Raw genomic sequence first — 24,420 nt, forward strand, 5'->3', positions numbered from 1 at the left:
ACAGTTGTACGCGTTTTGCGGTGTATCGGCGTACATCTGCGCACGTTCGCGGCAGGGAAGTTAGGCGAAGTACTTGGTCAGCCTGACGGGCAACACCCGCATCACCTGAACCAGCGGTGCCCACGGCCAGGCCGGGACGACGGCACGGCCGCCTTCGCGTTCGATCGCCGCGACCATCGCCTTGACCCCGGTCTCGTTGTCGACCATCAGCATGGTGCTCGCCGACTTGGCCGTCATCTCCGACTCGATGTAGCCGGGCTCCAGCACGGTGACCCTGATCGGGCCCTTGGCGTATTCGGCGCGCAGCGACTGCCCCAGCGACGACACGCCGGCCTTGCTGGCTGCGTAGGCGGCCTTGACGCCCGGCACGCCCTTGTTGCCGAGCACCGACGAGATCAGCACCAGATGCCCCGAACCGGCCTGCTTGAACATCTCCAGCGCGGTTTCGATCTGCACCAGCGCGGCTACCAGGTTGGTCTCGATGGTGGCCTTGTTGGCCCACAACTTGCCCGACCCCAGCGGCGCGCCCTTGCCGATGCCGGCGTTGACGATGATCCGGTCGATCCCGCCGAGCTCGTCGGACAATTCACCGAACACCTTGGGGACCTGCTCGTGGTCGTTGACGTCCAGCGCGGCGACGGCCACGGTGATACCCGGAAACCGCTCTGTCAGTTCGGCTTTCAGTTCGTCAAGCCGCTCGGTGCGACGGGCACACAGCGCCAGGTCGCGCCCCTTGGCGGCGAACGCGCGGGCCATCCCGGCGCCCAGGCCGGAGCTTGCGCCCGTGATCAAAATCCGTTGACGAGTCACGGCCGCAGCCTAACGTGTGTCCGGCGAACGTCGACTTGTCGGGCCGGATCGCAGGACAGCGGCGCAACAACTCGACGCTCGGCGTCTATTTCAAGAGCCGCGACATCCGCCGGTCGGCCAGCACCTTGCCGCCGGTCTGACACGTCGGGCAGTACTGGAAGGACTTGTCGGCAAACGACACCTCGCGCACGGTGTCCCCGCACACGGGGCACGGCAGCCCTGTGCGGGCGTGAACCCTTAAGCCCGAACGTTTTTCGCCTTTCAGCGTCGCCGCCTGCTGGCCGACCGAACGGGTCACCGCGTCGGTGAGCACGGAGATCATCGCGTCGTGCAGTGCAGCCAGCTGGGCGTCCGAGAGTTTGCCAGCGGTGGCAAACGGCGAAATCTTGGCGACGTGCAGGATCTCGTCGCTGTAGGCGTTGCCGATCCCGGCGATCACCTTCTGGTCGGTGATCACGGTCTTGATGCGGCCGCTCTGCCCGGCCAGCAGTCCCTCCAACTCGTCGAGCGTGAGCTGCAGCGCGTCCGGCCCGAGCGCGGCGATGCCCGGCACCTTCACCGGCTCGTCGACAAGCCACACCGCCAGCCGCTTCTGAGTGCCGGCCTCGGTGAGGTCGAAGCCCGGCGCCTGCCCCGGACTGCCCAGGTGAACGCGCAGCGCGATCGGACCCTTTCCCGGCCGCAACGGCGCGGCGGCCAGTGTGTCGGACCAGCGCAGCCAGCCGGCCCGGGACAAATGGGCGATCAAGAACAGCTCCCCGGCCTGCAACCCGAGGTATTTGCCCCACCGCTGGGCGCCGCTAACGGTCAACCCGTGCAGCGCGGTGATCGGCGGGTCGAAGGTTTTGAGCACGGAGAACGCCACGACGTCGACCCGCCCGATCGTCAGACCGACCGCGTGGCGGCGCAGATGATCGGCGAGCGCTTCGACTTCCGGCAGTTCGGGCATGTATCCAGTGTTACCTGCGCGTGGCGCGGCTGACGTCACGCATCGCCAGCGACAGCACCCAGCTGACGATCGACAACACGATCGCGGCCCAGATCGCCGTCCACCAGAAGTGGTCGATGTGCAGTCCCCAGTTGGTGGTGTGCCGGGTGATCCAGGCGGTGATCCACAGCATGAACGCGTTGACGACGATGTGGAACAACCCGAGCGTGAGGATGTAGAGCGGAATCGACAGGATCTGCACGATCGGTTTGATGAAGGCGTTGACCAGTCCGAAGACCACCGCGACGACGAAGATGATGCCGGCCCGCTGCAACCTGGTGTCGCCGCCGACGAAGCTAAGCCCGGGCACGATCAGCGTGACAACCCACAATGCGAACCCAGTCAATGCGGCGCGGACCACGAAAGCGGCCATGGCCAGAACCTACTCCGCCGCTCGCAACAAATAGGTGTCCATGATCCAGCCGTGTCGGGCGCGGGCCTCGGCGCGCAGCGACGCGATCCGTTCCCCCACCTCGCCGACCGTGCCGGCCACGAGCAGTTCGTCGCCGGTGCCGAGGTACGCGCCCCACCAGATCCGGGTGCCGGGCGGGCAGTCCCGAAACGAGCAGTCGCCGTCGAGCATGACCACCGCCGAGCCGGACAGTCCGTGTGCCCGCAGCTGCCGGCCGGTGGTGATCAGGACGGGTTCACCGACGTCGTTCAACGGGATCCGGTGCCTTGCCGTCAGCGCCTGCACCGCGGTGATGCCGGGGATGACGTCGTAGCTGATGTCGACCTCGGCGGCGACGGCGTCGAGGATGCGCAGGGTGCTGTCGTAGAGCGACGGGTCACCCCAGGCCAAAAAGGCGCCGACGCCGCCCGGGCTGAGTTCGGCCGTTATGGCCGACGCCCACAGCCGGGCGCGGGCGGCGTGCCAGTCCGACACGGCGCCGCGGTAGTCGCCGTCCGCCGCGCGCGGCGGGTCGGGCAACTCGACGAACCGATAACCCGGCTCGCGGATGAACTGCGCACAGATCTGGCGGCGCAGCGCCACCAAATCGCTTTTCTGCGAGCCCTTGTCCATCGCGAAGAACACCTGGGTGTCGTTGAGCGCCTCGATCGCCTGCACGGTCACGTAACCGGGATCTCCGGCCCCGATACCGATCACGTGGATGTGCCGACTACTCATTGCGGGCACAGCCTAATGACCGTTTCGGCCCAGTTGTCGCGGGTAACCCCGTCGAAATGGTGACCGAAGTGCGGTCGCTGGTCGCGCGCAGACCCTTCTCGCCGCGCCGCCGATCCCGCGGCGACGTGATATGGCACCTCGTCACCACCACCGACCACAAGGTGATCGGCCAGATGTATCTGGTGACCGCGTTCGGCTTCTTCCTGCTGGCCGGGCTGATGGCGATGCTGATGCGCAGCGAGTTGGCCGCGCCCGGCCTGCAGTTCCTGACCAACGAGCAATACAACCAGCTGTTCACCATCCACGGCACGATCATGCTGCTGCTGTATGCCACCCCGGTCGTATTCGGCTTCGCCAACGTCGCGCTGCCGCTGCAGATCGGCGCACCCGACGTGGCGTTCCCACGCCTGAATGCGTTCTCCTACTGGCTATTTCTGTTCGGCGGGCTCATCGTGGTAGCCGGCTTCGTCACTCCGGGCGGGGCGGCCGACTTCGGCTGGACCGGCTACACCCCGCTGTCGGATGCCATCCACTCCGCGGGCCCCGGCGGCGACCTGTGGATCATGGGGCTGATCGTGTCCGGGCTCGGCACCATCCTCGGCGCGGTCAACATGACCACCACCGTCGTGTGCATGCGCGCCCCCGGTATGACGATGTTCCGGTTGCCGATCTTCACCTGGAACATCCTGGCGACCAGCGTGCTGATCTTCCTCGCGTTCCCGATCCTGACCGCCGCGCTGTTCGGGCTGGCCGCCGACCGGCACCTTGGCGCGCACATCTATGACCCCGCCAACGGCGGACCGCTGCTGTGGCAGCACTTGTTCTGGTTCTTCGGCCACCCCGAGGTCTACATCGTGGCGCTGCCGTTTTTCGGCATCGTCACCGAGATACTGCCGATCTTTTCCCGCAAACCGGTCTTCGGCTACACCACGCTGGTCTACTCGACGTGGGCCATCACCGTGCTGTCGGCCTCGGTGTGGGCTCATCACATGTTTGCGACGGGAGCTGTTCTGCTGCCGTTCTTTTCGTTCATGACGTATCTCATTGCGATACCCACCGGGATCAAATTCTTCAACTGGGCCGGCACAATGTGGAAGGGCCAGTTGACGTTTCAGACACCGATGCTGTTCGCGATCGGCTTTCTGGTCACCTTCTTGTTGGGTGGGCTGACCGGTGTGCTGCTGGCCAGCCCGCCGCTGGACTTCCACATCCACGACAGCTATTTCGTGGTCGCGCATTTCCACTACGTGCTGTTCGGCACCATCGTGTTCTCCACCTTCGCCGGCATCTATCTGTGGTTCCCGAAGATGACGGGCCGGCTACTCGACGAGCGGCTGGGCAAACTGCATTTCTGGTTGACGCTCATCGGTTTTCACACCACGTTTCTGGTGCAGCACTGGCTCGGCGACCAAGGCATGCCGCGCCGCTACGCCGACTACCTGCCCACCGACGGCTTCCAACCGCTCAACGTCGTCTCGACAATCGGCGCGTTCATCCTCGGGGTGTCGATGGTTCCGTTCCTGTGGAACGTCTTCCGCAGCTACCGCTACGGCGAGCCGGTGACCGTCGACGACCCGTGGGGCTACGGCAACTCGCTGGAGTGGGCGACCAGCTGCCCGCCGCCGCGGCACAACTTCACCGAACTGCCGCGTATCCGTTCCAACCGCCCGGCCTTCGAGCTGCACTATCCACACATGCGCGAACGGGTGAAAGCCGAAGCGCATCTGGGCCGACGCCAGCCATCATCATCCCTAGACGGGACCTGAGGTACCCGGTACCGTAGGTATTGGTATCTCCGGGCGAAGGGACGTCGACGATGACTACTCCGGTAAAGGCCGGTCGCGAGGAGTTCTCCGAGCGACTGTTGAAGGGCTCGGTCAAGAAGTCGTATGCGCCCGTCGTCGACATCGACTGGGACGCGCCGCTCGATCCGGACAAGTTCTTTCTTCCGCCGAAAACCGTGTCGCTGTACGGCACGCCAATGTGGGACGAGATGACCCGCGCCCAGCAGATCGAGCTGTCCCGGCAGGAACTGGTGAACACGCTGTCGGCTGGCATCTGGTTCGAGAACATCCTCAACCAGGCGCTGCTGCGCAAACTCATGCACAAAGATCCCACCAGCCGCTCGTCGCACTACGCGCTGACCGAGCTGGGCGACGAGACCCGCCACATGGTGATGTTCGGCAAGGCCATCGAGCGGGTCGGCGCCAAGCCGGTGCGACCGCGGCTATACCAGCGGATGATCATCAACGCGCTGCCGTTCTTCTTCCAAGGTTCGGTGCTGTGGGTGGCCGCGCTGATCGGCGAGGAGATCTTCGACTCGCTGCAGCGCCAGATGATGGACGACCCCGAGCTGCAGCCGATGATCCAGCGGCTGATGCGAATTCACGTCACCGAGGAGGCCCGGCACATCCAGTTCGCGCGCGACGGGCTGCGCAAGCGGGTGCCCGAGATGCGGCGGCTGGAGCGGTGGTTCGTCGCGAACATCAATGGCCTGGGCGGGTGGTTCTTCCGCTACCTGTTCACCAACCCGATTCCCTATGCGCGGGCCGGCCTGGATCCCCGTCGGGCACGCAGCGTCGCGCGAACCAGCCCGCACCGGCACGACGTCCAAGTGGCCGGTTTCGCCCCGCTGGCGGCGTTTTTGACCGAAGTGGGTCTGATGGGCCCGATCGCGCGCCGCGGCTGGACGCGCACCAGGTTCCTGTGATCCACGACGTCTTCACGGTCGCCGATGGCGACGTGGTCAGTTCGGTGTTCGACGACGACACCGACACCTGGACGCTGACCACGAAAGGTGGCGAGACCCGCCGTAGCCGGATCGTCGTCAGCGAAGCCTCACCGTTTGTCCCCTGGATACCGAACCTGCCGGGCCGCAACGACTTTCGCGGCGCAGCGTTCCCCGCAACGGCGCCCGATCCCGATTTCGACCCGACCGGCAAACGCGTCGCGGTGATCGGCGCCGACGCTGCCGCCGGCCGGCTCATCGGCGAGTTGACCGCGGCGGCGTCGGTGAGGGTGTTCCCCCACCCGCCGCGCCGGTTCGTCGCCACCATCGGTCGCTGGCGTCGGCGGCACACGTCGGCCGACGTGGTGAGCGCGCCCGTCGACACGCTGACCGCGTCGGGCATTCGCACCCGCGACGGCGTCCACCACGACGCCGACGCCGTCGTCTACGGCACCGGGCTGGCGCTCCGCGACCACCTGCCGAACGACACCCTGGTCGGCGCCCACCGCCTCACCATCCAGCAGACGTGGCGCGACGGCAGCGAGCCCTACCTGGGCGTCGCAATCCATGGCTTCCCCAACTATTTCCTGGTCAACGGACCGGACACCGTGCGCTACGTCGCCGGCTGCCTGCGGCTCATGGCCGGCCGCTCGCGCATCGAAGTGCGGCGCAGCACCCAACAGGTGTTCAACGAACGCCTCTACCTGCGGGGCCCGCGGCTTCGTCCGAGAGCATCGGCGTACGAGTTCTCCGACGGCGCGCACGACGACGCCTACGACGGCACAGGCACGTTGACCGTCGCCGGCACGGACCACCCGGTGCGAGTCCGGCTCACCGGACACGTCGATCCGATCGATGGCCAATACCATTGGCAGGGAACGGTATTCGGTCGGCTGCCCGCCGATGTGCTCAAGCAGTCGCGGGAGGTGACGTTGGCAATCGCAGAATGCAGCGCGCCGGCACGGATCATCGAACAAACGCCGCAGAACACGCACTCGATCGCCGGGGTCGGCGCGCCGCCGTTCGCGCTGACGGACGTCGAACTGGCCGTGCCGCAGCGGTAGATTTCGGACAGCGACCCTCGCCGACGCGCGTAATCTGGATAGATGGCCCACTGACAGGGTTGCCTTTGCGGTCCTGTGGGTAATCCAGGAATGGTGGCACGCGCAATGCCAGGCGAAAGCAACACGCTGAACGTGGTCGCGGTCGGGGGTTCGGCCGGTGGCGTGGAGGCGCTGACCCACTTCGCCGCCGGGCTGCCGCCCGATCTGCCCTACGCGGTGCTCGTCGCGCTGCATATGCCGGCGGGCGCACCCAGCGTGTTGGCTCGCATCCTGGACCGCAACGGCCCGCTCCCGGCGGCTCAAGCAGTCGATGGGGCGCGCTTGACGCCCGGCACCATCCAGGTCGCGGTGCCCAATCGCCACTTACTCGTGGACGGCGATCGAATTGCCTTGTCCCAAGGCCCTACTGAGAACGGCCACCGCCCGGCGATCAATGCGTTGTTCCGCTCGGTGGCGCTGTCGCATGGCCAGCGCACGGTTGGCGTGCTGCTCTCCGGTGTCCTCGACGACGGCACATTGGGATGCGCGGCGATTCAGTCGCGCGGCGGTACGACGATCGCCCAATCGCCCACCGACGCACTGTTTTCCGCCATGCCGACGAACGCCATCGAGGCCGGCGTCATCGATCACGAGATGGCGGCCATTGAAGTAGGCGGGCTGCTCAAGCAGTTGGCCGATCGAGAATTCGAGGACCGTGAGATGGAGCCCGACGCCCGCATGGAGCTGGAAAACCGAATCGCGATGGCCCGACGATTCTCGACCGAATTCGACACCGAGGCGCTGGGATCACCCTCTGGATACACCTGCCCGGACTGCAATGGCTCGCTGATCGGGGTCAGCGAGGGCAGCTACCGCTGCCACGTGGGTCATGCCTGGACGGCCGACGCGCTGCTGCGTGCGCGCGACGAGGAGATCGAGACCGCGATCTGGGTTGCGATGCGCAGCCTGCAGGAGAAGGCCAAGCTGTCGCGCCGGCTGGCTGAGCAGGTCAACCCCGGGATGCTGAGCGAAAGGTATGAGGCAATCGCCCTGGAAGCCGAGCATGCGATGTCGATACTCGGCAGCCGGCTGTCCGAGGCGTACGGCAAGGACCGGGAGCCCGATGGCTAGCCACGCCGGCGAGTTGACGGTTTCCGAGCAGGCCGCGGGAACGGTGTGTCTGCTCACTGTCGAGGGTGTCCTCGACAGCAGCAGCTACCTGAAACTGCGCGACGCGGTCATCAAGGCGGCATTGGACGAGCCGCGTGCGGTTCTCGTCGACGTCGACGGGCTGGTTGTCCCGGCGTCGTCGGCGTGGTCGGTATTCACCAGCGCACGCTGGCATGTGAGCACCTGGCCCGACGTTCCCATCGCCCTTATCTGCTCGCACGCCGCGCGCCGCGCATCCATCGCACACACCGGTGTTACCCGCTATGTCCCCGTGCACGCGAGCGCCGAAGCCGCGCTGAACGCTCTGACCGGAAAGAGCCAGACCACCCGGCGACGGGCGCGGGCGGAACTGCCTGCCTCCCTTGCCAGCCTGCACAAGGCCCGCGAGCTGGTCGCCGAGCATCTGGCGGCCTGGTCACAGAGCGACCTCATTCCGGTGGCGACAGTCGTCGTCAACGCATTGGTCGAGAACGTCCTGCAACACACCGCCAGCTCACCGGTAGTGGTGCTGGAGTCCAAGGGCGCGACGGTCACGGTTTCGGTGCAGGATTGCAGCACCACGCCGGCCACTCGGCACGAGGATCCGATCCGCGGCAGCGATCGGGTTTCCGGACTGGCCATCGTTGCGGCGGTTAGCCGCGCCTGGGGCAGCACGCCGACCCCGTCGGGAAAGGCGGTGTGGGCGGTCATGGGTCCGGAAAACCGGCTCTAGTCGCGAGTAGTGTTCAAATTCGCCAAGTTTTATCGGCGGACAGGACGAGATGGACACCAAGACCGACGAATCGTTCGAGGCCCTTCTGCGATACATGCGGGATTCCCGCGGGTTCGATTTCACCGGATACAAGCGCACCACCCTGATGCGACGGGTCCGCCATCGGATGGCCCAGGCCGGCTATGAAACCTTCGAGCAGTATCTCGACGTGCTGCAGGCCAGTTCCGACGAATTCTCGGCCCTGTTCAACACGATCCTGATCAACGTCACCGCATTCTTCCGCGACCCGGACGCCTGGCAATACATCGCCGCCGACGTCATCCCGCGGGTGCTCGCCGAACGCGGGCCGGAGGACCCGATCCGGGTCTGGAGCGCCGGCTGCGCCTCGGGACAGGAGGCCTACACACTGGCGATGTTGCTGGCCGAGGCGCTCGGGCCAGACAACTTCCGGCAGCGGGTGAAGATCTACGCGACCGACGTCGACGAGGACGCCCTCACCGAGGCGCGAGCCGCCACCTATGACGCCAAGGCCGTCGACTCGGTTCCGGCCGAAAAGTTGGAAAAGTATTTCGAACACCTCAACGGCCGCTACGTCTTTCACAAAGACCTACGCCGTGCAGTGATCTTCGGGCGCAACGACCTGGTCAAGGATGCTCCGATTTCGCGAGTGGATCTGCTGGTATGCCGCAACACGCTGATGTACATGAACGCCGAAACACAGCGAAACGTCTTGGGGCGCTTGCATTTTGCGTTGGCAGCGCAGGGCACGCTATTCCTCGGCCACGCCGAGATGCTGTTGAGTCACACCGACCGGTTCGCGCCTTTGAACCTCAAACACCGCGTCTTTCGCAAGGCACCCGGGTCGCACAGCGGCCTGGACCGCTACGATCCGGCGGCTACGATGTATGACCGCCGGGGCGATCTGCCCGGCCTTACCACCGTGCGGGACTTGGCATTTCGCGCGAATCCCGTCGCGCAGATCGTGGTGACCGGCGAAGACACCGTGGCGATGATCAACCAGCAGGCCGAGGCAATGTTCGGGTTGTCGGCCCGCGACATCGGGCGCCTGCTGCGGGACCTGGAGGTCTCCTACCGGCCGGTCGAGTTGCGCGCGTATCTGGAACAGGCCAAGGTCGAGCGCCGTTCGGCCCGGATCCCCGACGTCAAATGGCAGCGTCCCGGGGCGGAAACGGTGTGGTTCGAGATCCACGTCAATCCGCTCGTCGACGCCGAAAATGGGCTGCTGGGTGTGTCGATCGTGTTCTTCGACGTCACCGCGACACGGGCATTGCTGGACAAGGTGGTCCAGACCAACCGTCAGCTCGAAGCGGCCTACGAGGAATTGCAATCCACCAACGAAGAACTCGAGACCACCAACGAGGAACTGCAGTCGACCGTCGAGGAGCTCGAAACCACCAACGAGGAACTGCAGTCCACCAATGAAGAACTCGAGACGATGAACGAGGAGCTGCAGTCCACCAACGACGAGCTGCACACCATCAACGATGCGCTGCGCGAGCGCAGCGTCGAACTCGACGATGCCCGCACTTTCCTGGATTCCCTGGTCAACTCGGTCCATTTCGGCATGGTGGTGGTGGATCGCGAGATGCGAGTGGTGGTGTGGAACCGCGGCTGTGAGGAGCTGTGGGGCCTGCGCGCCGACGAAACCGCCGGCCAAGTCCTCACCACCCTCGATATCGGCCTGCCGATGGACAGCGTCCGGCCGCTGATCGGCAATGCGTTCGTGGATCCCGAGAATCCGGGCAAGGCGGTGATCGAGGCGGTCAACCGTCGGGGCCGGCCCACTGAGGTCCGAGTCACCTGCACCGGGTTTCAAGCCGCGGAGGGCGGTGTCAACGGCGCGCTCTTGCTGATGGAGCCGCAGTCCTGACACATCACGAGTTCCGCCGGTGGTTACGCAAGTCGTCGAACTCGGCCCTCACGATGCGATAACACTCGCATGCCTTGTGCTCCAGCCCTTCTCGGTCGGCGATCGTGATGATGCCGCGCCGGTAGCGGATGAGGCCCTGCGCCTGAACCCGCTGGGCCGTCTCCGACACAGTGGGCCGGTGCACGCCCAACATCTGTGCCAAAAACTCCTGGGTGAGCGGGAATTCGTCGCGCCCCACCCGGTCCTGCGTGGTCAGCAACCAGCGGGCCATCCGGACCTCGGTGGAGTGGCTGCGGTTGCAGACCACGTTTTGGGAGACCTGCACCATGGTGGCTTGAGTGAACCGGTTCAGCAGCGCGCGTAGCACACCGTCGCGGCCCAGCGCCGCGCGGAAATCTGTAGCGCTGATCCGGACCGCCTCGCCTGGAACCTGACAAAACGCCGCCTGCGGGCTGCTGCTGGCGCCCAGGTACACCGGCAGGCCGACCATTCCCTCGTGGCCGACGGTGGCGACCTCCAGTTGGATCTGTCCGTCGGCCATGGCCACCAGTGAGTAGACCGCGGTCAGCGGGAAATAGATGTCGTTGATCGGCTTTCCCGGCTCGTAGGCCGTGCGCTTGATCTGGCTGTGTTCTGCCCGCAGGTGCGGCCGCAATTCGGCGAACTCCGACGCCGGCAGCTGGGCCAAGATCGCATTACGCCGAACATCCGCCTCATTCATCCACCCGGGATACCCGGTCAGGCGATAGTTATGTCCGCAACCGGACACAGCGATTACCCTGACAAACGTGGTTCCGTCGTGCCCTTCTGCGACACCGAACTTCGGCCGGGTCGTCATCGTCGCCTCACTGGGTGGGATGCGGGCGATCACGACTGTCCTGGCCGGACTTGCGCCGACGTATCCCGTCCCGATCGCGGTCGTGCAGCATCGTCGACGCACGTCCGGGCATGACCTACTGGTCCCGATCCTGGCCCGTCGAACAGGTCTGCCCGTCCGGGTTGCCGAGGCCGGTGACGCGGCCGATCAGCTCGGTATCACGGTGGTGCCCGCGGGAACCGTCGCATCCATCGACGATGCGGGCCGTTGGGTGCTGCTTGACGACGCCGACGACATGCGGCCCGGCGACGCGCTGCTCACCAGCTCGGCGCGAAGCACGCCGACGATCGCCGTGATCTTGACCGGCTCGCTGACCGATGGAGCCGACGGCTGTCGCGCAGTCAAGCGTGGCGGTGGGCGCGTGCTGGTCCAGGATCCCGCCACCGCCCGGGCGTCCAGCATGCCCGCGAACGCGATCGCGACCGGCTGCGCCGACTTCGTGCTACCGCCCGATCGGCTCGCAACCGCGTTGACGGCGCTGACCACCGCGCCGGGAGCCGCCGACTTGCTCACGGTGCCGCTGCCGCCGTGGGCGCGGCTCAGCTCCTGAATGGTCACCGTCCTCCCGCGCTTGAACGATCGCGGCTGCGTCGTGCTGGGCGGCCGCGATCCGATGGGCTTCCGCCGCATCTTGATGCGCCTCGCCCTCCCCGTTACCGGCCAACATTGCGGCCTGCTCGTGGGCGGCCGCGGCGCGCCGGTGTGCCGCGCTGGCGCCGAGGTGTCTTTCCGCAGCAGCCCGATGCGCCTGCATGGCCCGTTGCCATGACTCTTCGGCATGCAGCCGCGCGCTGTCCGCATTGGCGGTGCTGCACGGCAGACCGGACGCGAGTTCGGCTCTGCGCTGCTGCAGCTCGGCGGCCCGCTCCCGCGCCGCTTCGGCACGAGCGGCCGGAGAGCCCGGGCTTGGCGCCCCCTTGTCGGTCGCGGTCATAGCACTGGGTGCTCTGATTCGACGACCTGGCGCGCGACGTTCACCAGCGGCGTGTTCGAAGACTGCGACAACCGCTTGAGCAGTTCGAACGCCTGGACTGCGTCGATCTTGAACCGCTCCATGATCATGCCCTTGGCCTGGCCGATGATGTCGCGGGAGGCCAGCGCGCTGCGGAACTGCTCGTCGCGGCGACAGAGATTCCAGGCCAACGCGGTGTGGGTAGCGCAGATCAGCCCCTGCTCCACCGCGTCCTCGTCGAAGACGTTCGGTTGGTCGGCGTAGACGTTCAGCGCTCCCATCGTCTGGTGGTCGGCGAACAACTGGAACGACAGGATCGACCGGATCGGGGTCTTGATGAGCGCGTCGCGGCAGTAGGCGGGCCAACGCTGTTCGTGCGCCATGTCGTTGATCCGGATCGTGTGCTGTTCCCAGGCCGCCGACAGGCAGGGTCCCTCGCCGTGCCGCTGCTGGATTTCGTCGAGCAGAACCGGATACGGGCCGGTGGCCGCGGCCGTCCGCACCTTGCCGTTGCGAGTTGCGATCGTGATGCCGGCGTACTGGGCACCGGGAATGGAGCGGGGAGCGCTTTCTGTCAACTCTGTAAGGACCGCATCGACGTCGGCGGATTGCTGCTGAAGGGCTTGCACCAGCTCCCCGACTTCGAGAAGAAGTCCGCTTCGGTCCTTCGCTGTCATGTTTTCGCTCCGATCGGCTGCTTCGATCGAGATGGGCCAATTGTCCCGCGCCCGAACGCGGGCGGCAACCATTCTGAACGCGTTCTAGCATCTGTTTCACAGACGAGGACGGGAGGCGGTGTGCGGTTCAGCTACGCGGAGGCGATGACCGATCCGGCGTTCTACATTCCGCTGGCCAAGGCTGCCGAGGCGGCCGGATATGCCAGCATGACGATTCCGGACAGCATCGCCTACCCGTTCGAGTCCGAGTCGAAGTACCCGTACACGCCCGACGGCAATCGCGAATTCCTCGAAGACAAGGCGTTCATCGAGACGTTCGTGCTGACCGCCGCGTTGGGCGCGGTGACGACGACGTTGCGGTTCAACTTTTTTGTGCTCAAGCTGCCGATCCGGCCCCCGGCGCTGGTGGCCAAGCAGGCCGGTTCGCTGGCCGCGCTGATCGGCAACCGGGTGGGCCTGGGCGTCGGCACCAGCCCGTGGCCGGAGGACTACGAGCTGATGGGCGTTCCGTTTGCCAAGCGCGGCAAGCGGATTGACGAATGCATCGAAATCGTGCGCGGTCTGACCACCGGCGACTACTTCGAATTTCACGGCGAGTTCTACGACATCCCGAAGACCAAGATGACCCCCGCACCCACCGAGTCGATTCCGATCCTGGTCGGCGGTCACGCCGATGCGGCGCTGCGGCGGGCAGCCCGCGCCGACGGCTGGATGCACGGCGGCGGCGATCCCGGAGAGCTGGACCGGCTGCTGATGCGGCTCAAGCGTTTTCGCGAGGAAGAGGGCAAGACCGGCCCGTTCGAGATCCACGTGATCTCCGCCGACGGGTTCACGCTCGACGGCGTCAAGCGGCTGGAGGACAAGGGTGTCACCGACGTCATCGTCGGCTTCCGCGTCCCTTACATCAAGGGACCCGACACCGAGCCGTTGGACGTCAAGATCCGCAACCTGGAGAAGTTCGCCGAGAACGTCATCGCGAAATCCTGACGAGCAGACGCAAAGGCCCATTTCACCCGGCGGGTCAGGGACAGGCGATTTGGTCTTCGAGGCTTTCCAGTTCGACAGCAGACATACCGGAACCGTAGGCGAGCGGCCCCTACCGTGGAACTGTGACCGAGAACATCCTCTCCGAGGCCGACATCGCCGCCCTGTCCGATGCGGAGCGTCGCGATTTGATCAGCCGGCTGCAACGGCCCATCGCCGAGGTCTACCCCCGCTCCTTGGAGCGAGTCCGGCGAATTCGGGTGGGCTTGATGGCCACCGGTTCGGTGCTGCTGATCCCGTGGATCGTCTATCTCGCATTCACGCTGCCCGACATCTATATGGCCCACAATTGGACGGCGACCTGGGTGGGATTCGACAGCCTGCTGGTGATCTTCATGGCGGCCACCGCGATACTCGGCTTCCTGCGCCGCCAGGTCCTGATTCTCACCGCGTTCACCACCGGTGTGCTGCTGATCTGCGACGCCTGGTTCGACATCATGACCGCAGGCCCCAACGACATGTGGCTGGCGCTGGTGACTGCCCTCTTCGGCGCGCTGCCGCTGGCTACCCTGCTGATCGCCGGCGCGCTGCGCATCATCCGCCTGATGGCCACCCGGTTGTGGTTGCTGGACGCCGCTGTGGCGCTTGCCGTTACTGCCCTGAGCACGCTCAGTTGTGTTTGGCGAACCACTCGGCCTGCATCGCCAGCAGCGCCATCGGCTCCAATTGCGCTGTGGCCGGGTCGAGTTCGCGGTAGCGCTGGTAGACGTTGACCACAATGCGTTCGGCGTCCAGCCACGTCGCGTACTCGCCGAGGTCGATGGCGTCGGCCGCCTCGCCGAACGACAAGCCCTTGCGGTAGGCGGACTCGGCTTGCTCGTTGACATGCACCAGATACCCGCGGACCGCTCGGATGCCATCCGGATCGGTAACCGGGCCATGGCCGGGCACCACCGTCGGCGCGTCCAGCGCGATCATCGCGTCGCACGCGGCTATCCAGTTGGCGATCGGGCCGGCCCACACGATCGGCGTGCAGCCGATGAACAACAGGTCACCACCGAACAGCACCCCGGCGTCCGGCACATGCACCACCGAGTCGGCCGCGGTGTGAGCCGGCCCCAGGTTCAGCAGATGCACCTCCCGGCCGCCGACCTCGATGGTGAGCCGGTCGTCGAAAGTATGGTCAGCGTTGCGCAGCGTGATCCCGCTGAAATCGAAGGGCCCGAAGCGATCTCGCAGATATCGCGTCGCCACCGGCCCCAGGTCGGCGGTCTGGGTCATGGCCAGCATCTCGGGTGCCATGCCATGCGCGAGCTCGTCGGCGGTGCCCTTGGCGGCGATGATGCGGACCGCGCGGTCCAGCAACTGGTTGCCGTGGGTGTGGTCGCCGTTGGAGTGGGTGATCAGCGCGTCGGTGATCGGTGCGGCGTCGGTGATGGGTTGCATCGCGGTCAGCATCTCGCGCGTCAGCGCCAGGTCGAACAGCGTGTCGACAAGTAGCGACGCGCCGTCGCCGGCGACCAGACCGGCGTTGCTCCAGCCGTACCCGCCGTCGGGCAACGTCCACGCCCATACCCGGTCGGCCACCTCGTGCAAACCGCGCGTGTAGGGGACCTTCGCGGGGGCCCGGTTGACGCGCGGCTTATCCGGTCCGGCGTCAGGGTTGGGCCGCGGCGGCAGCCGGTGCGGGGCGGGCGTGTTCCGGACGGTTTGACGTGTCTCGCCGAGTCCCTGCACGCGCAGCGTGACGACGTCGCCGTCGTGCAGCCAGCCCGGGAATTGCGGGCCGGCCAGATGCTCGACGAGCGTGCAGGTCGGCACCGTGCCGGACCCGAAAACATCACCGGGATACAGCATTACGCCCCGAGAAGCATAGGAAATGACTTCGCCGAAGCTCCAGTCCATCGTGCCCGTCGAACCCGATCCGACCACCGCGCCGTTGACCATCGCTGTCACGTCGAGGCTCAGCTTGCCGTCGCGGCGGTACGGCTGCAGCTCGTCGTGGGTGACCAGGTACGGGCCGAGGGTGACGCCGCTGTCTTTGCCCTTGGCCTGCCCAATACCCAGTTGGCCCTCCAATTGCTGCAGGTCACGTGCCGACCAGTCGTTGAAGATGGTGTAGCCGATGATGGCCTGCTCCGCCTCGTCGACTGAAAGGTCCTTGCCTGCAACCCCGATCACCGCCGCGATCTCCAATTCGAAGTCCTGCCAAGCACTTCCGGGAGCCATCGGCGCGTCGTCGAAGGGACCGAGCACGGTTGACGGGCAGGCGAAGTAGAACGCCGGAATTCGGTACCAGGTGTCTTTGAGCACCCGGCCGCCGCCCATCGCCGCCTGGCAGTTGCGCATATGGTCCAAAAAGCACAACGAGTCGCGGATCGACGGCGGGCGCGGGATCGGCGCCCGCAGCGTCACCCGGTCCAGCGGCACGGTGTCCGGCGAACGCAGCGCGTTTTCGCCCGCCTCCTGTAATCCGGCAGCGCCCCGTGCGACGAGCTCCAGCAGCGTCATACCTGGCGGCATCGGGTGGATCACATCCTCGGAGAGGACTCCGGTGCGTTCGCCTGCATCTAAGCCGAGATACGTCACCCACCGCATGGGCATCAACATACGGATCACGACCGCAAAGGCACGAAAAACTACTGAAATAAGCGGTAGCGTCAACCGTTGCGGGTGTGACGGGAGACAACCAATGAAGCGCTGCATCGTCGGAGGACTGGCCGCGCTGCTGATGGCCGTGGAGCTGATCGCGTCAGCGCCGCATGCCGGCGCCGGCTGCCAGTACGGAGGGCCCGTACTCAGCAAGTGCGATGGACCCGTGCAGCCCGACGGCACCTGGCAGCGTTGCGTGGCGGTTGCCACCTTGATGTACAGGGGCGCCAGTTCTTATCTGGTGCCCGACAAGCGCTGCGATGTGATGGGGTCTGACCAGCAGCCGGGCGATCCCGCCTTCGCCGATCCGCCGACGCACATCGACGACTGAGCCGCGAACTGCTTGTGGCGCAGGCAGTTGACGATCCGAACAACACACCGTCGTGTGGCGAAGGTCACCATCTCGGCTCCACGCCTGCTGACGACAGACTTATCGGGCGCAACGGCGGGCGGCTTGCTTGCCGCATGCCTACGACGAAGCTAAGTTCGTCCGCGCGATGGGATACCCAAAACACATCAGCAATGTCGTCCCCTTGCGCCGCACAGTCGGCGTTCCGCTGAGCAACGCCACATTGCCTCTGCATTCGCAACGGATCGACGTGCCAACCTATGACAGATCAGCTCTTCGGCCCAGTGTCGTACACATCGGGCCGGGGAACTTTCACCGCGCTCACCAGGCCGTTTACTTCGATGACCTTGCGCGCTCAGGTGTTTCCCGCCAGTGGGGAGTCACCGACATCAGTCTGCGCAACTCCAAGGTCAAAGATCTGCTGACGGCTCAGGACGGGCTTTACACCGTTGTGCAGCGCGGGCGTGACCGCCAAACGGCACGCGTGGTCGGCTCGATCGGTGGCTACCACTACGCGCCGGACGACAGCGTGGCTGTCCGTGCCGCTCTGACGGATCCTCAGACCCGCATCGTCAGCCTGACGATCACCGGCAACGGGTATTACCTGGATCCGCGTACCGGCGAGTTCGACGCTGCTCATCCGGACGTGCGTGCCGACCTGGCCGCCCCGAAGTCCGCCGAGTGCTTTGCCACCGCCTGGGCATACCTGACCGACGCACTCGACCGGCGTCGCCGAGCAGGTATTGCCCCGTTCACGGTGCTCTGCTGCGACAACATCCCGGACAACACGCACATGGCGCGCACTGCGCTGGTGTCGTTCGCGACGTTGCGCGATCCCGGCCTCGCCCGCTGGATCGAGACGCATGTCGCGTTCCCGTCGACGATGGTTGACCGGATCACCCCCCAAACGTCAGACGAGGACTGCGAATTCGTCGAACGCACATTTGGCATTGCCGACAAACTGCCGGTGGTGACCGAACCGCACAGTCAGTGGATCATCGAGGACAGCTTCAGCCACGGCCGGCCGCCGCTCGAGGAGGTCGGTGCCGAATTCGTGGCGGACGTCAGCGACTACAAGCTCGTTAAAACCCGTCTGCTCAACGCAACTCATTTGGCGCTCGGGTGTGTGGCCACGCTGGCCGGTTACGAGCGCACCGACGAAGCGATGAGCGACCCGGTCATTTACGGCTACGTCGAGCAACTCATGCGCGACGAGATTCAGCCACTGCTGCCGACGGCGCACCCGATGAACACACGCGCCTACCGGAACACGTTGCTGACCCGGCTCAGCAACCCCCGCATGCCCGACCAGTTGTCGCGGTTGGCGCGACGGGGCTCAGAAAAGATGCCGTCATTTGTGTTGCCCTCGCTGCAGGAGGCGATCAAGCAGGGCAGACCGCACAGCCTGCTGATGCTTGCTGTGGCCGGGTGGGCCCGCTACCTGCGCGGCTACGACCTCGACGGTCACCCAATCCAGATCGAGGACCCGCAGGCTGAATTGCTGACGGAGCTGGCGACCCGCGCCGGAAACAAGGTCTACCCGCTGCTGGAGCACGAGATCTTCACCGAACTGCGCGATGTGCCACACTTTGCGGAGCACCTGGGCGACATGGTTGCCGACATCGACGCGCGCGGCATGCAGCTCACGCTGCGCCAAGCGTTGCAGGACACGGGTCAGGAGCTGGCATGGGGCTGACCGTGATGCGCGGGTTCGATCCGGCCGAAGTCACCACGTTGCTCTGCGACGCAGACGACAACCTCTTCCCTTCTGAGGCACCGGCTTTCGACGCGTCCGTCGAGGTGACCAACCGCTTCCTGGCCAGGTTCGGCGTGCCCGCGCCCCTTACCGCGGACGAGTTGCGGAAGAAGGCCGTCGGCAAAAACTTCCGCAGCACCGCCCTCGACCTGGCTGTGCTGTGCGAGGTGCCGATGGATCAGACACTCGCGCAGGGCCGCCCCGGAGCAGTTGTGGCTTCACACGCCGACGTGGCAGCCGATCGTGCGCTCAGCGCCGACGAGCTCGAGCAGTGGGTGCGCCAGGAGCGCGAGCACGTCACCGCACACCTGTCCGTCACCCTGAAGCCGGACCCGCAGGTGCTTTCCCCGCTGCGGGACCTCGCCTCGCGGTATGCGCTGACTGCGGTCAGCTCCAGTGCTCTGATGCGCCTGGCGGCCTGTTTCACCGCCACCGAACTCGACGAGCTTATTCCCGCGTCGGTGCGCTTCAGCGCAGAAGACTCGCTTCCTGTGCCGACGAGCAAGCCTGACCCGGCGGTGTACCGGCACGCCGGCGAAGTATTGGGCATCGGCCCCCACCAGGGACTGGCGATCGAAGACTCTGTGGCCGGGGTGACTTCCGCAGTGGCGGCCGGCTACCTCACCGTCGGCAACCTCATGTTCGTGCCGGAGGACGAACGTTCTTGCCGCAGTGACGAACTCGCGAATGCGGGGACCCACGCGATCACCGACTCGTGGTCTGCCCTCACCGACGCCCTGTTGGCGCCGGCCGCGACGTAACTATTCCTTGCGCACCTCGTCGGGCGTCTTGTCTGGCCGCAGTCCGCGCCAACTGGGCTGGCGCAGCCGGCCGTCCGACGTCCATTCGCTGTAGCGAACCTCGCCGACGAGCTTCGGCTCGACGAATGTCACGCCCTTGGCGTCCTTGGTGGGAAGCCTTGCGTTGAACGGCGATTCGTCAGTACGCAGCGGCGCCAGGGTCTTCTTGAGGCTGGCCAGGTCGCGTTCGGTGAAGCCGGTGCCGACCTTTCCGGCGTAGCTCAGGCCGCCATGATCCGGGATGCCCATCAGCAGGGAGCCAATGCCGCTGGTGCGTCCGCCCTCACCGGCGCGCCAGCCACCGATGACGACCTCCTGGGTGTTCCAGTGTTTGTCCTTGATCCACGACGCCGAGCGCCGACCCGGCTGGTAGGTGGCGTCACGTTTCTTGGCGACGACGCCTTCCCAGCGGTGCTTGCGGGAGTACTCCAGCGCCTCGGCGCCGTCGCCGGGCAACAGTTCGGGGACGACGAGATCGGTGCCGCCGGCCAGTGTTTCCAGCAGCTGCCGGCGATCTCGATATTTGGCCCGCAGCAGCGAGCGGCCGTCCAGATACAGCAGGTCGAATGCCCAGTACTCCACCCGGGTGGCGCGGACCCGGTTCTGCATCTCGGAAAACCGGGGTACCCCGGATTCGTCCAGCGCGACGACCTCGCCGTCGAGCACGACGTGATGGTCGGCGAGATCTTTTGCGAGAGCACGTAATTGGGGGTATTCACCGGTGACGTCGCGGCCGCGCCGCGATCGCAGCCGGACGGCGCCGTGGTCGGCGTCGACCAGCAGCCGGTAACCGTCCCACTTGCCCTCAAACGCCCACTGCGATGCCCCCAGGCGCGTCACCGAGCCTTCGGTGGCGAGCATCGGGGTCAGCTCGTCGAAGGCGAACACCTTCTGGTCTTTCATCCGGTGCGCCAGCCACTGATCGCCGTTGGTTTGAATCAGCGCGTAGCGCCCGGAGATCCGGTTGCCGTGCAGGGTGACGATGACTTCATCGTCGCGGAACTTCTCGGCTTCGTAAGTGCCGGAATCCCAGATGATCACCTTGCCCGCGCCGTACTCCCCCTTGGGAATGGTGCCCTCGAACGTGGCGTATTCCAACGGGTGGTCCTCGGTGTGCACCGCAAGGTGATTCACCGACGTGGTGTCCGGAAGGTTTTTGGGCACGGCCCACGACACCAGCACGCCGTCGCGCTCCAGCCGGAAGTCGTAATGCAGCCGGCGGGCGTGGTGTTCCTGGATGACGAACGTATTTCCTTGGCCAGTAACAGGTTTCGAACCCGGAACGGGCTCCGGTGTCTTCGACGCGTCGCGCATGGCGCGGTACTTCGTCAGCCGGTCCGGGACTATGTCGGCATCCAGCGAGGCCAGCAAGTCGCCGTCGCGCCCGACCCGCTTTAGCACCTCGTCGTATCTGAGTTGGCGAAGTCTCTTGTCGTCGAGTTCCTCCCAGGTGCGCGGTGCGGCCACCGTCGGCTGCTCCCGGCCGCGCAGCGAATACGGCGCGATCGTGGTCTTCGACCCGTTGTTCTGGCTCCAGTCCAAAAACACCTTGCCGGCCCGCAGGCTCTTGGTCATCGTCGAGGTGACCAGCTTGGGCATCGCCTTTTCCAGTTGCTGCGCAACGCGTTTCGCCAGTACCACGGCGCCCCGGCTGCTGACCGGCTTGTCCAGCGGAGCGTAGAGGTGCAACCCTTTGCTGCCGCTGGTGAGCGGGTATGTGGTCAACCCGATGTCGGCCATCAGGTCCCGCACGGCGCGGGCCACCGTAGCGAGCTCGGCCATCGTCACACCTTCGCCGGGGTCGAGGTCGAACACCAAACGTGTTGCCGGGCCCGGCTTTAGCTCTTCCCCGTTTCGCGTCCACTCGGCAGCAAAGCGCCACTGCGGCACGTGGACCTCGAGTGCCGCCTGCTGCGCGATCCAGGCCAGTCCGTCCAGGCTGTCGATGATCGGATACGTCGTCGTCCCGGATTTGTGTACGACGCTGGCACGGGGCAGCCAGTCCGGTGCGGAAGACGCCAGTTGCTTTTCGAAGAACGACGGCTCGTCGACGCCATTGGGCCAGCGCTTACGGGTGGCGGCGCGCCCGGCGATATGCGGCACCATCACCTCGGCGATGCTGGTGTAGTAGTCGAAGACGGCGGCTTTGGTGGTACCCGTTGCGGGATAAAGCACCTTGTCGGCGTTCGTCAGCTTGACCAGCGGCGCCATATCGCCAACCTACGCGTGACCGTGCCGAAAACGCTCTCACCGCAGAATTATCATCGCCGCCGTAAATTTTTGTGACATGCGGCACTGGCCGTTTGAAGCACCGACCCCGCTGGGCACGCATATGGATGCGCAATGTCATCCCGTGCGTCCGCAAACGGGCGTCCGCGGCCGACTGCGCGACCTGCGGCGCTACGACCTCAGGGTTGCACGACGGGCGTCGATGACCGCGGGAAAGAATTGCTGACTAAGTTGGCGACCATGGAGACTCGTGGCGCGCTTTCGCTGATGCCGGGTCGTCGTGAGGTGAGGACCCCATGACGCATAACTACCCCATGGCACTCTCGCCACCACGTACGGAACACCCTACGAAACTCAGTAGTGCCACGTTGGCGGAGCTGCCGATCCCGGGGCCAAGCTATGACCGCAACGCCGTCAGCGTGGGCATCGTGCACATCGGTGTCGGCGGTTTTCACCGCGCGCATCAGGCTATGTACATCGACCGGCTCCTCGAGCAAGGGCTGGCGCGAGACTGGGGCATCTGTGGTGTCGGGGTGTTGCCCGCTGACCGCCGCATGAGAGACGTGCTGCGCACTCAGGACGGCTTGTACACGCTGATCGTCGAGCACTCCGACGGCAGTCGCGAGGCGCGCGTGGTCGGATCGATCGTCGACTACCGCTATGCACCCGACGATCCGGAGGCGGTGATCGAACTGCTCGCGGCGCCAACGACCCGGATCATCTCGATGACGATTACCGAGGGTGGTTACCAAGCCGCCGGACCGGTGTTTCCTTTGATCGCGCAAGCCCTGGCCCGCCGTCGCGCCCGGGGCCTCACCTCGCCGACGATTGTTTCGTGCGACAACATCGACCGCAACGGCGACGTGGCACGAGGCGCTGTCCTCGCGGCAGCGGAAGATTGTGATGGCCTGGCTGAATGGATCATCGCGAATACCCGGTTTCCGAATTCGACGGTCGACCGGATCACTCCCGCCATCACGCCGCGGGCGGCGGCGGCGGTTCGGCACGACTTCGGCATCGACGACCGGTGGCCAGTGATGACCGAGCCATACGCAGCATGGGTTTTGGAAGACGACTTCGCCGACGGCAGGCCGCCGCTGGAAGATGCGGGTGTGCTGTTGGTCGACGACGTGGCCCCCTACGAGGCGATGAAGCTGCGGCTGCTCAATGCCGCGCATCAGTGCATCGGCTACTTCGCTTACCTTTGCGGGTACCAGTTAGTCCACGATGCGGTCTGCGATCCGTTGTTTACCGCGTTCCTCCGTGCCTATTGGGATTCCGAGGCTATTCCGACAATGCCCGAAGTGCCTGGCATTGACCTGCTTCATTACACCCATACGCTGATCGCGCGGTTCATCAACCCGACAATTTGCGACAGCGTCGAGCGGTTATGCAGTTATTCGTCGGATCGCATCCCGAAGTTCCTATTTCCGGTGATCCGCGCCAATTTGGCTAGCGGTGGGCCTGTCCGGCTGGCATCGGCGGCGGTGGCAAGCTGGGCGCGTTACGCCGAAGGCGTCGACGAGTACGGCGCACCGATCGAGGTTATCGACCAGTTGGCCGACTCGCTGGTGCCGATCGCCCGCTCACAGCGGGACAACCCGACGGCGTTCATCGAAAACATCGGGATATTTGAGGATTTAGCAGAGCAGCCGCGGTTTGTGGAGGCATACCGCTGGGCGCTGGATTCGTTGCACCGCAATGGCGCCCGGGCGACGCTGGAGGCGTTACTGCAATGACCCGCGGACTCGTGATCGGCGAATCGCTGATCGATATCGTGGACCGGGACGAGCACGTGGGTGGTAGTCCGCTCAACGTCGCCGTCGGCCTGGCCCGGCTGGGCCGCGAGGTCGATCTTTTGACGCACATCGCCGACGACTCGTACGGTCGGCATATCGCCGAGCACGCGAATAAGGCTGGGGTGCAACTCGTTCCGGGCAGCATGACTGCCAGCCGGACACCGACCGCGCGGGTAACCGTCGACGAGAATGGTTCGGCTGACTACCTGTTCGATCTGGAGTGGCAGCTGTCCGGCACCCCGGAAGTGGCGCCGCCACTCGTCGTGCACACGGGATCGATTGCCGCCGTGCACGAGCCCGGCTGCCTGGCGGTCGCGGCGCTCGTCGACACCTATCGTGTTTCGGCGACGGTCACCTTCGATCCCAATGTGCGCCCGGCGTTGATCGTCGACCGCGACCTGGCCCGCGAGCGCATCGACCATCTCCTCGAGCGCAGCGACGTGGTCAAGGTCAGCGAAGAGGACCTGCGCTGGCTGGATCCCGACCGTCCGCCCGAGGTGGTGGCCCGAAGCTGGCTGGCGTCGGGACCGTCGATGGTCGCGGTGACGATGGCCGAGCGGGGCGCATTGGCGCTGTGCGCGGGCGGTGAGGTGCGGGTGCCGGCCAGGCCGGTGCGCGTGGTGGACACCGTCGGCGCCGGCGACGCGTTCATGGCCGGACTGATCGACGCGCTGTGGACGATGGGCCTGTTGGGCGCTGATCGCCGCGGCGAGTTGCGGCGAATCGGGCCGGAGGCGCTGACCGACGTGCTGCGCGCCGCGACGCTGTCGTCGGCGTTGACGGTTGCCCGCGCGGGCGCTGATCTGCCCGACCGGGCAGCGGTTTTGGCCGCGGCGTCCCAAGCCGAGGGCTAACGTATCGGCTACCCCGAGAA

22 protein-coding genes and 2 pseudogenes are annotated in these 24,420 nt (G+C 65.8%); 15 read left to right on the forward strand and 9 right to left on the reverse strand.

The features are described from left to right. Positions 1–60: 60 nt before the first annotated feature. The 5 genes and pseudogenes from MFM001_RS05945 to cobF form a co-directional block, all read right to left on the reverse strand. Positions 61–810 (reverse strand): SDR family oxidoreductase, encoded by a 750-nt coding sequence (locus MFM001_RS05945; protein WP_116374300.1) that lies wholly within the window; start codon positions 808–810, stop codon positions 61–63. An 85-nt stretch (positions 811–895) separates the two neighbouring features. Beyond that, positions 896–1,369, reverse strand: a complete 474-nt coding sequence (locus MFM001_RS24765; protein WP_238158961.1) for a zinc finger domain-containing protein — start codon at positions 1,367–1,369, stop codon at positions 896–898. A gap of 147 nt (positions 1,370–1,516) precedes the next feature. Next, positions 1,517–1,759: pseudogene (locus MFM001_RS24770) on the reverse strand (DNA-formamidopyrimidine glycosylase family protein); the annotation flags it as partial. A gap of 10 nt (positions 1,760–1,769) precedes the next feature. Beyond that, positions 1,770–2,171, reverse strand: a complete 402-nt coding sequence (locus tag MFM001_RS05955; protein ID WP_116374302.1) for a phage holin family protein — start codon at positions 2,169–2,171, stop codon at positions 1,770–1,772. A gap of 9 nt (positions 2,172–2,180) precedes the next feature. Beyond that, entirely contained in the window at positions 2,181–2,927 is a 747-nt protein-coding gene (gene cobF, locus MFM001_RS05960) for a precorrin-6A synthase (deacetylating) (RefSeq protein ID WP_116374303.1), read from the reverse strand. A gap of 56 nt (positions 2,928–2,983) precedes the next feature. On the opposite strand from cobF, the gene ctaD reads away from it, so the two are divergent. The 6 genes from ctaD (at position 2,984) to MFM001_RS05990 (ending at position 10,471) form a co-directional block, all read left to right on the forward strand. Further along, a complete protein-coding gene (gene ctaD, locus MFM001_RS05965) occupies positions 2,984–4,693 on the forward strand; it encodes a cytochrome c oxidase subunit I (protein WP_116374304.1) in 1,710 nt (569 codons plus the stop codon). A 50-nt stretch (positions 4,694–4,743) separates the two neighbouring features. Beyond that, positions 4,744–5,637 (forward strand): diiron oxygenase, encoded by an 894-nt coding sequence (locus MFM001_RS05970; RefSeq protein WP_116374305.1) that lies wholly within the window; start codon positions 4,744–4,746, stop codon positions 5,635–5,637. After that, the gene (locus MFM001_RS05975; protein WP_116374306.1) at positions 5,634–6,719 is read left to right on the forward strand and encodes a DUF4873 domain-containing protein; all 1,086 of its coding nucleotides are present in this window, start codon (positions 5,634–5,636) and stop codon (positions 6,717–6,719) included. Before MFM001_RS05970 ends, MFM001_RS05975 begins: the two co-directional genes overlap by 4 nt. 90 nt (positions 6,720–6,809) lie before the next feature. After that, complete coding sequence (locus MFM001_RS05980; RefSeq protein ID WP_116374307.1) at positions 6,810–7,829, forward strand: chemotaxis protein CheB; 1,020 nt, start codon at positions 6,810–6,812, stop codon at positions 7,827–7,829. Continuing rightward, positions 7,822–8,580, forward strand: coding sequence for an ATP-binding protein (locus MFM001_RS05985; RefSeq protein WP_116374308.1), 759 nt, complete (start codon positions 7,822–7,824; stop codon positions 8,578–8,580). Before MFM001_RS05980 ends, MFM001_RS05985 begins: the two co-directional genes overlap by 8 nt. Before the next feature lie 49 nt (positions 8,581–8,629). Beyond that, entirely contained in the window at positions 8,630–10,471 is a 1,842-nt protein-coding gene (locus MFM001_RS05990; protein WP_116374309.1) for a CheR family methyltransferase, read from the forward strand. Positions 10,472–10,475: 4 nt separating this feature from the next. On the opposite strand, the gene MFM001_RS05995 is transcribed toward MFM001_RS05990, so the two are convergent. After that, entirely contained in the window at positions 10,476–11,192 is a 717-nt protein-coding gene (locus tag MFM001_RS05995; RefSeq protein ID WP_160117994.1) for a Crp/Fnr family transcriptional regulator, read from the reverse strand. 67 nt (positions 11,193–11,259) lie between these two features. Between MFM001_RS05995 and MFM001_RS06000 the strand changes: the two genes are divergently transcribed. Both MFM001_RS06000 and MFM001_RS24460 read left to right on the forward strand, forming a co-directional pair. Next, positions 11,260–11,898 (forward strand): chemotaxis protein CheB, encoded by a 639-nt coding sequence (locus tag MFM001_RS06000; protein WP_238158936.1) that lies wholly within the window; start codon positions 11,260–11,262, stop codon positions 11,896–11,898. Next, on the forward strand, positions 11,899–12,117 hold the full coding sequence (locus tag MFM001_RS24460; protein WP_160117995.1) for a hypothetical protein: 219 nt from the start codon (positions 11,899–11,901) through the stop codon (positions 12,115–12,117). A 161-nt stretch (positions 12,118–12,278) separates the two neighbouring features. On the opposite strand, the gene MFM001_RS06010 is transcribed toward MFM001_RS24460, so the two are convergent. Next, entirely contained in the window at positions 12,279–12,977 is a 699-nt protein-coding gene (locus tag MFM001_RS06010) for a GAF and ANTAR domain-containing protein (protein ID WP_116374410.1), read from the reverse strand. 120 nt (positions 12,978–13,097) lie between these two features. Between MFM001_RS06010 and MFM001_RS06015 the strand changes: the two genes are divergently transcribed. Next, positions 13,098–13,964: an LLM class flavin-dependent oxidoreductase gene (locus tag MFM001_RS06015; RefSeq protein WP_116374312.1), complete on the forward strand. Its 867-nt coding sequence runs from the start codon at positions 13,098–13,100 to the stop codon at positions 13,962–13,964. Positions 13,965–14,086: 122 nt separating this feature from the next. Further along, positions 14,087–14,624 (forward strand): annotated as a pseudogene (locus tag MFM001_RS06020) (hypothetical protein). A gap of 6 nt (positions 14,625–14,630) precedes the next feature. Here the strand turns inward: MFM001_RS06020 and MFM001_RS06025 are convergent. Next, the gene (locus MFM001_RS06025; protein WP_116374411.1) at positions 14,631–16,559 is read right to left on the reverse strand and encodes a fumarylacetoacetate hydrolase family protein; all 1,929 of its coding nucleotides are present in this window, start codon (positions 16,557–16,559) and stop codon (positions 14,631–14,633) included. A gap of 94 nt (positions 16,560–16,653) precedes the next feature. Between MFM001_RS06025 and MFM001_RS06030 the strand changes: the two genes are divergently transcribed. The 3 genes from MFM001_RS06030 to MFM001_RS06040 all read left to right on the forward strand — a co-directional run bounded on the left by MFM001_RS06030 (position 16,654) and on the right by MFM001_RS06040 (position 19,479). Continuing rightward, the gene (locus MFM001_RS06030) at positions 16,654–16,944 is read left to right on the forward strand and encodes a hypothetical protein (RefSeq protein WP_116374313.1); all 291 of its coding nucleotides are present in this window, start codon (positions 16,654–16,656) and stop codon (positions 16,942–16,944) included. 166 nt (positions 16,945–17,110) lie between these two features. Further along, positions 17,111–18,658 carry a mannitol dehydrogenase family protein gene (locus MFM001_RS06035; protein ID WP_116374314.1) on the forward strand — a complete coding sequence of 516 codons (1,548 nt, stop codon included), beginning with the start codon at positions 17,111–17,113 and terminating at the stop codon, positions 18,656–18,658. Beyond that, positions 18,649–19,479: an HAD family phosphatase gene (locus tag MFM001_RS06040; protein ID WP_116374315.1), complete on the forward strand. Its 831-nt coding sequence runs from the start codon at positions 18,649–18,651 to the stop codon at positions 19,477–19,479. The genes MFM001_RS06035 and MFM001_RS06040 overlap by 10 nt, the downstream gene beginning before the upstream one ends. On the opposite strand, the gene MFM001_RS06045 is transcribed toward MFM001_RS06040, so the two are convergent. Then, positions 19,480–21,729: an ATP-dependent DNA ligase gene (locus tag MFM001_RS06045; protein WP_116374316.1), complete on the reverse strand. Its 2,250-nt coding sequence runs from the start codon at positions 21,727–21,729 to the stop codon at positions 19,480–19,482. A gap of 332 nt (positions 21,730–22,061) precedes the next feature. On the opposite strand from MFM001_RS06045, the gene MFM001_RS06050 reads away from it, so the two are divergent. Together MFM001_RS06050 and MFM001_RS06055 are read left to right on the forward strand one after the other, a co-directional pair. Next, the gene (locus MFM001_RS06050) at positions 22,062–23,486 is read left to right on the forward strand and encodes a mannitol dehydrogenase family protein (RefSeq protein WP_116374412.1); all 1,425 of its coding nucleotides are present in this window, start codon (positions 22,062–22,064) and stop codon (positions 23,484–23,486) included. After that, complete coding sequence (locus tag MFM001_RS06055) at positions 23,483–24,400, forward strand: carbohydrate kinase (RefSeq protein WP_116374317.1); 918 nt, start codon at positions 23,483–23,485, stop codon at positions 24,398–24,400. The genes MFM001_RS06050 and MFM001_RS06055 overlap by 4 nt, the downstream gene beginning before the upstream one ends. Positions 24,401–24,420 lie beyond the last annotated feature (20 nt).

This window comes from Mycobacterium sp. MFM001 (assembly GCF_003402475.1).
Classification (GTDB): Bacteria; Actinomycetota; Actinomycetes; order Mycobacteriales; family Mycobacteriaceae; genus Mycobacterium.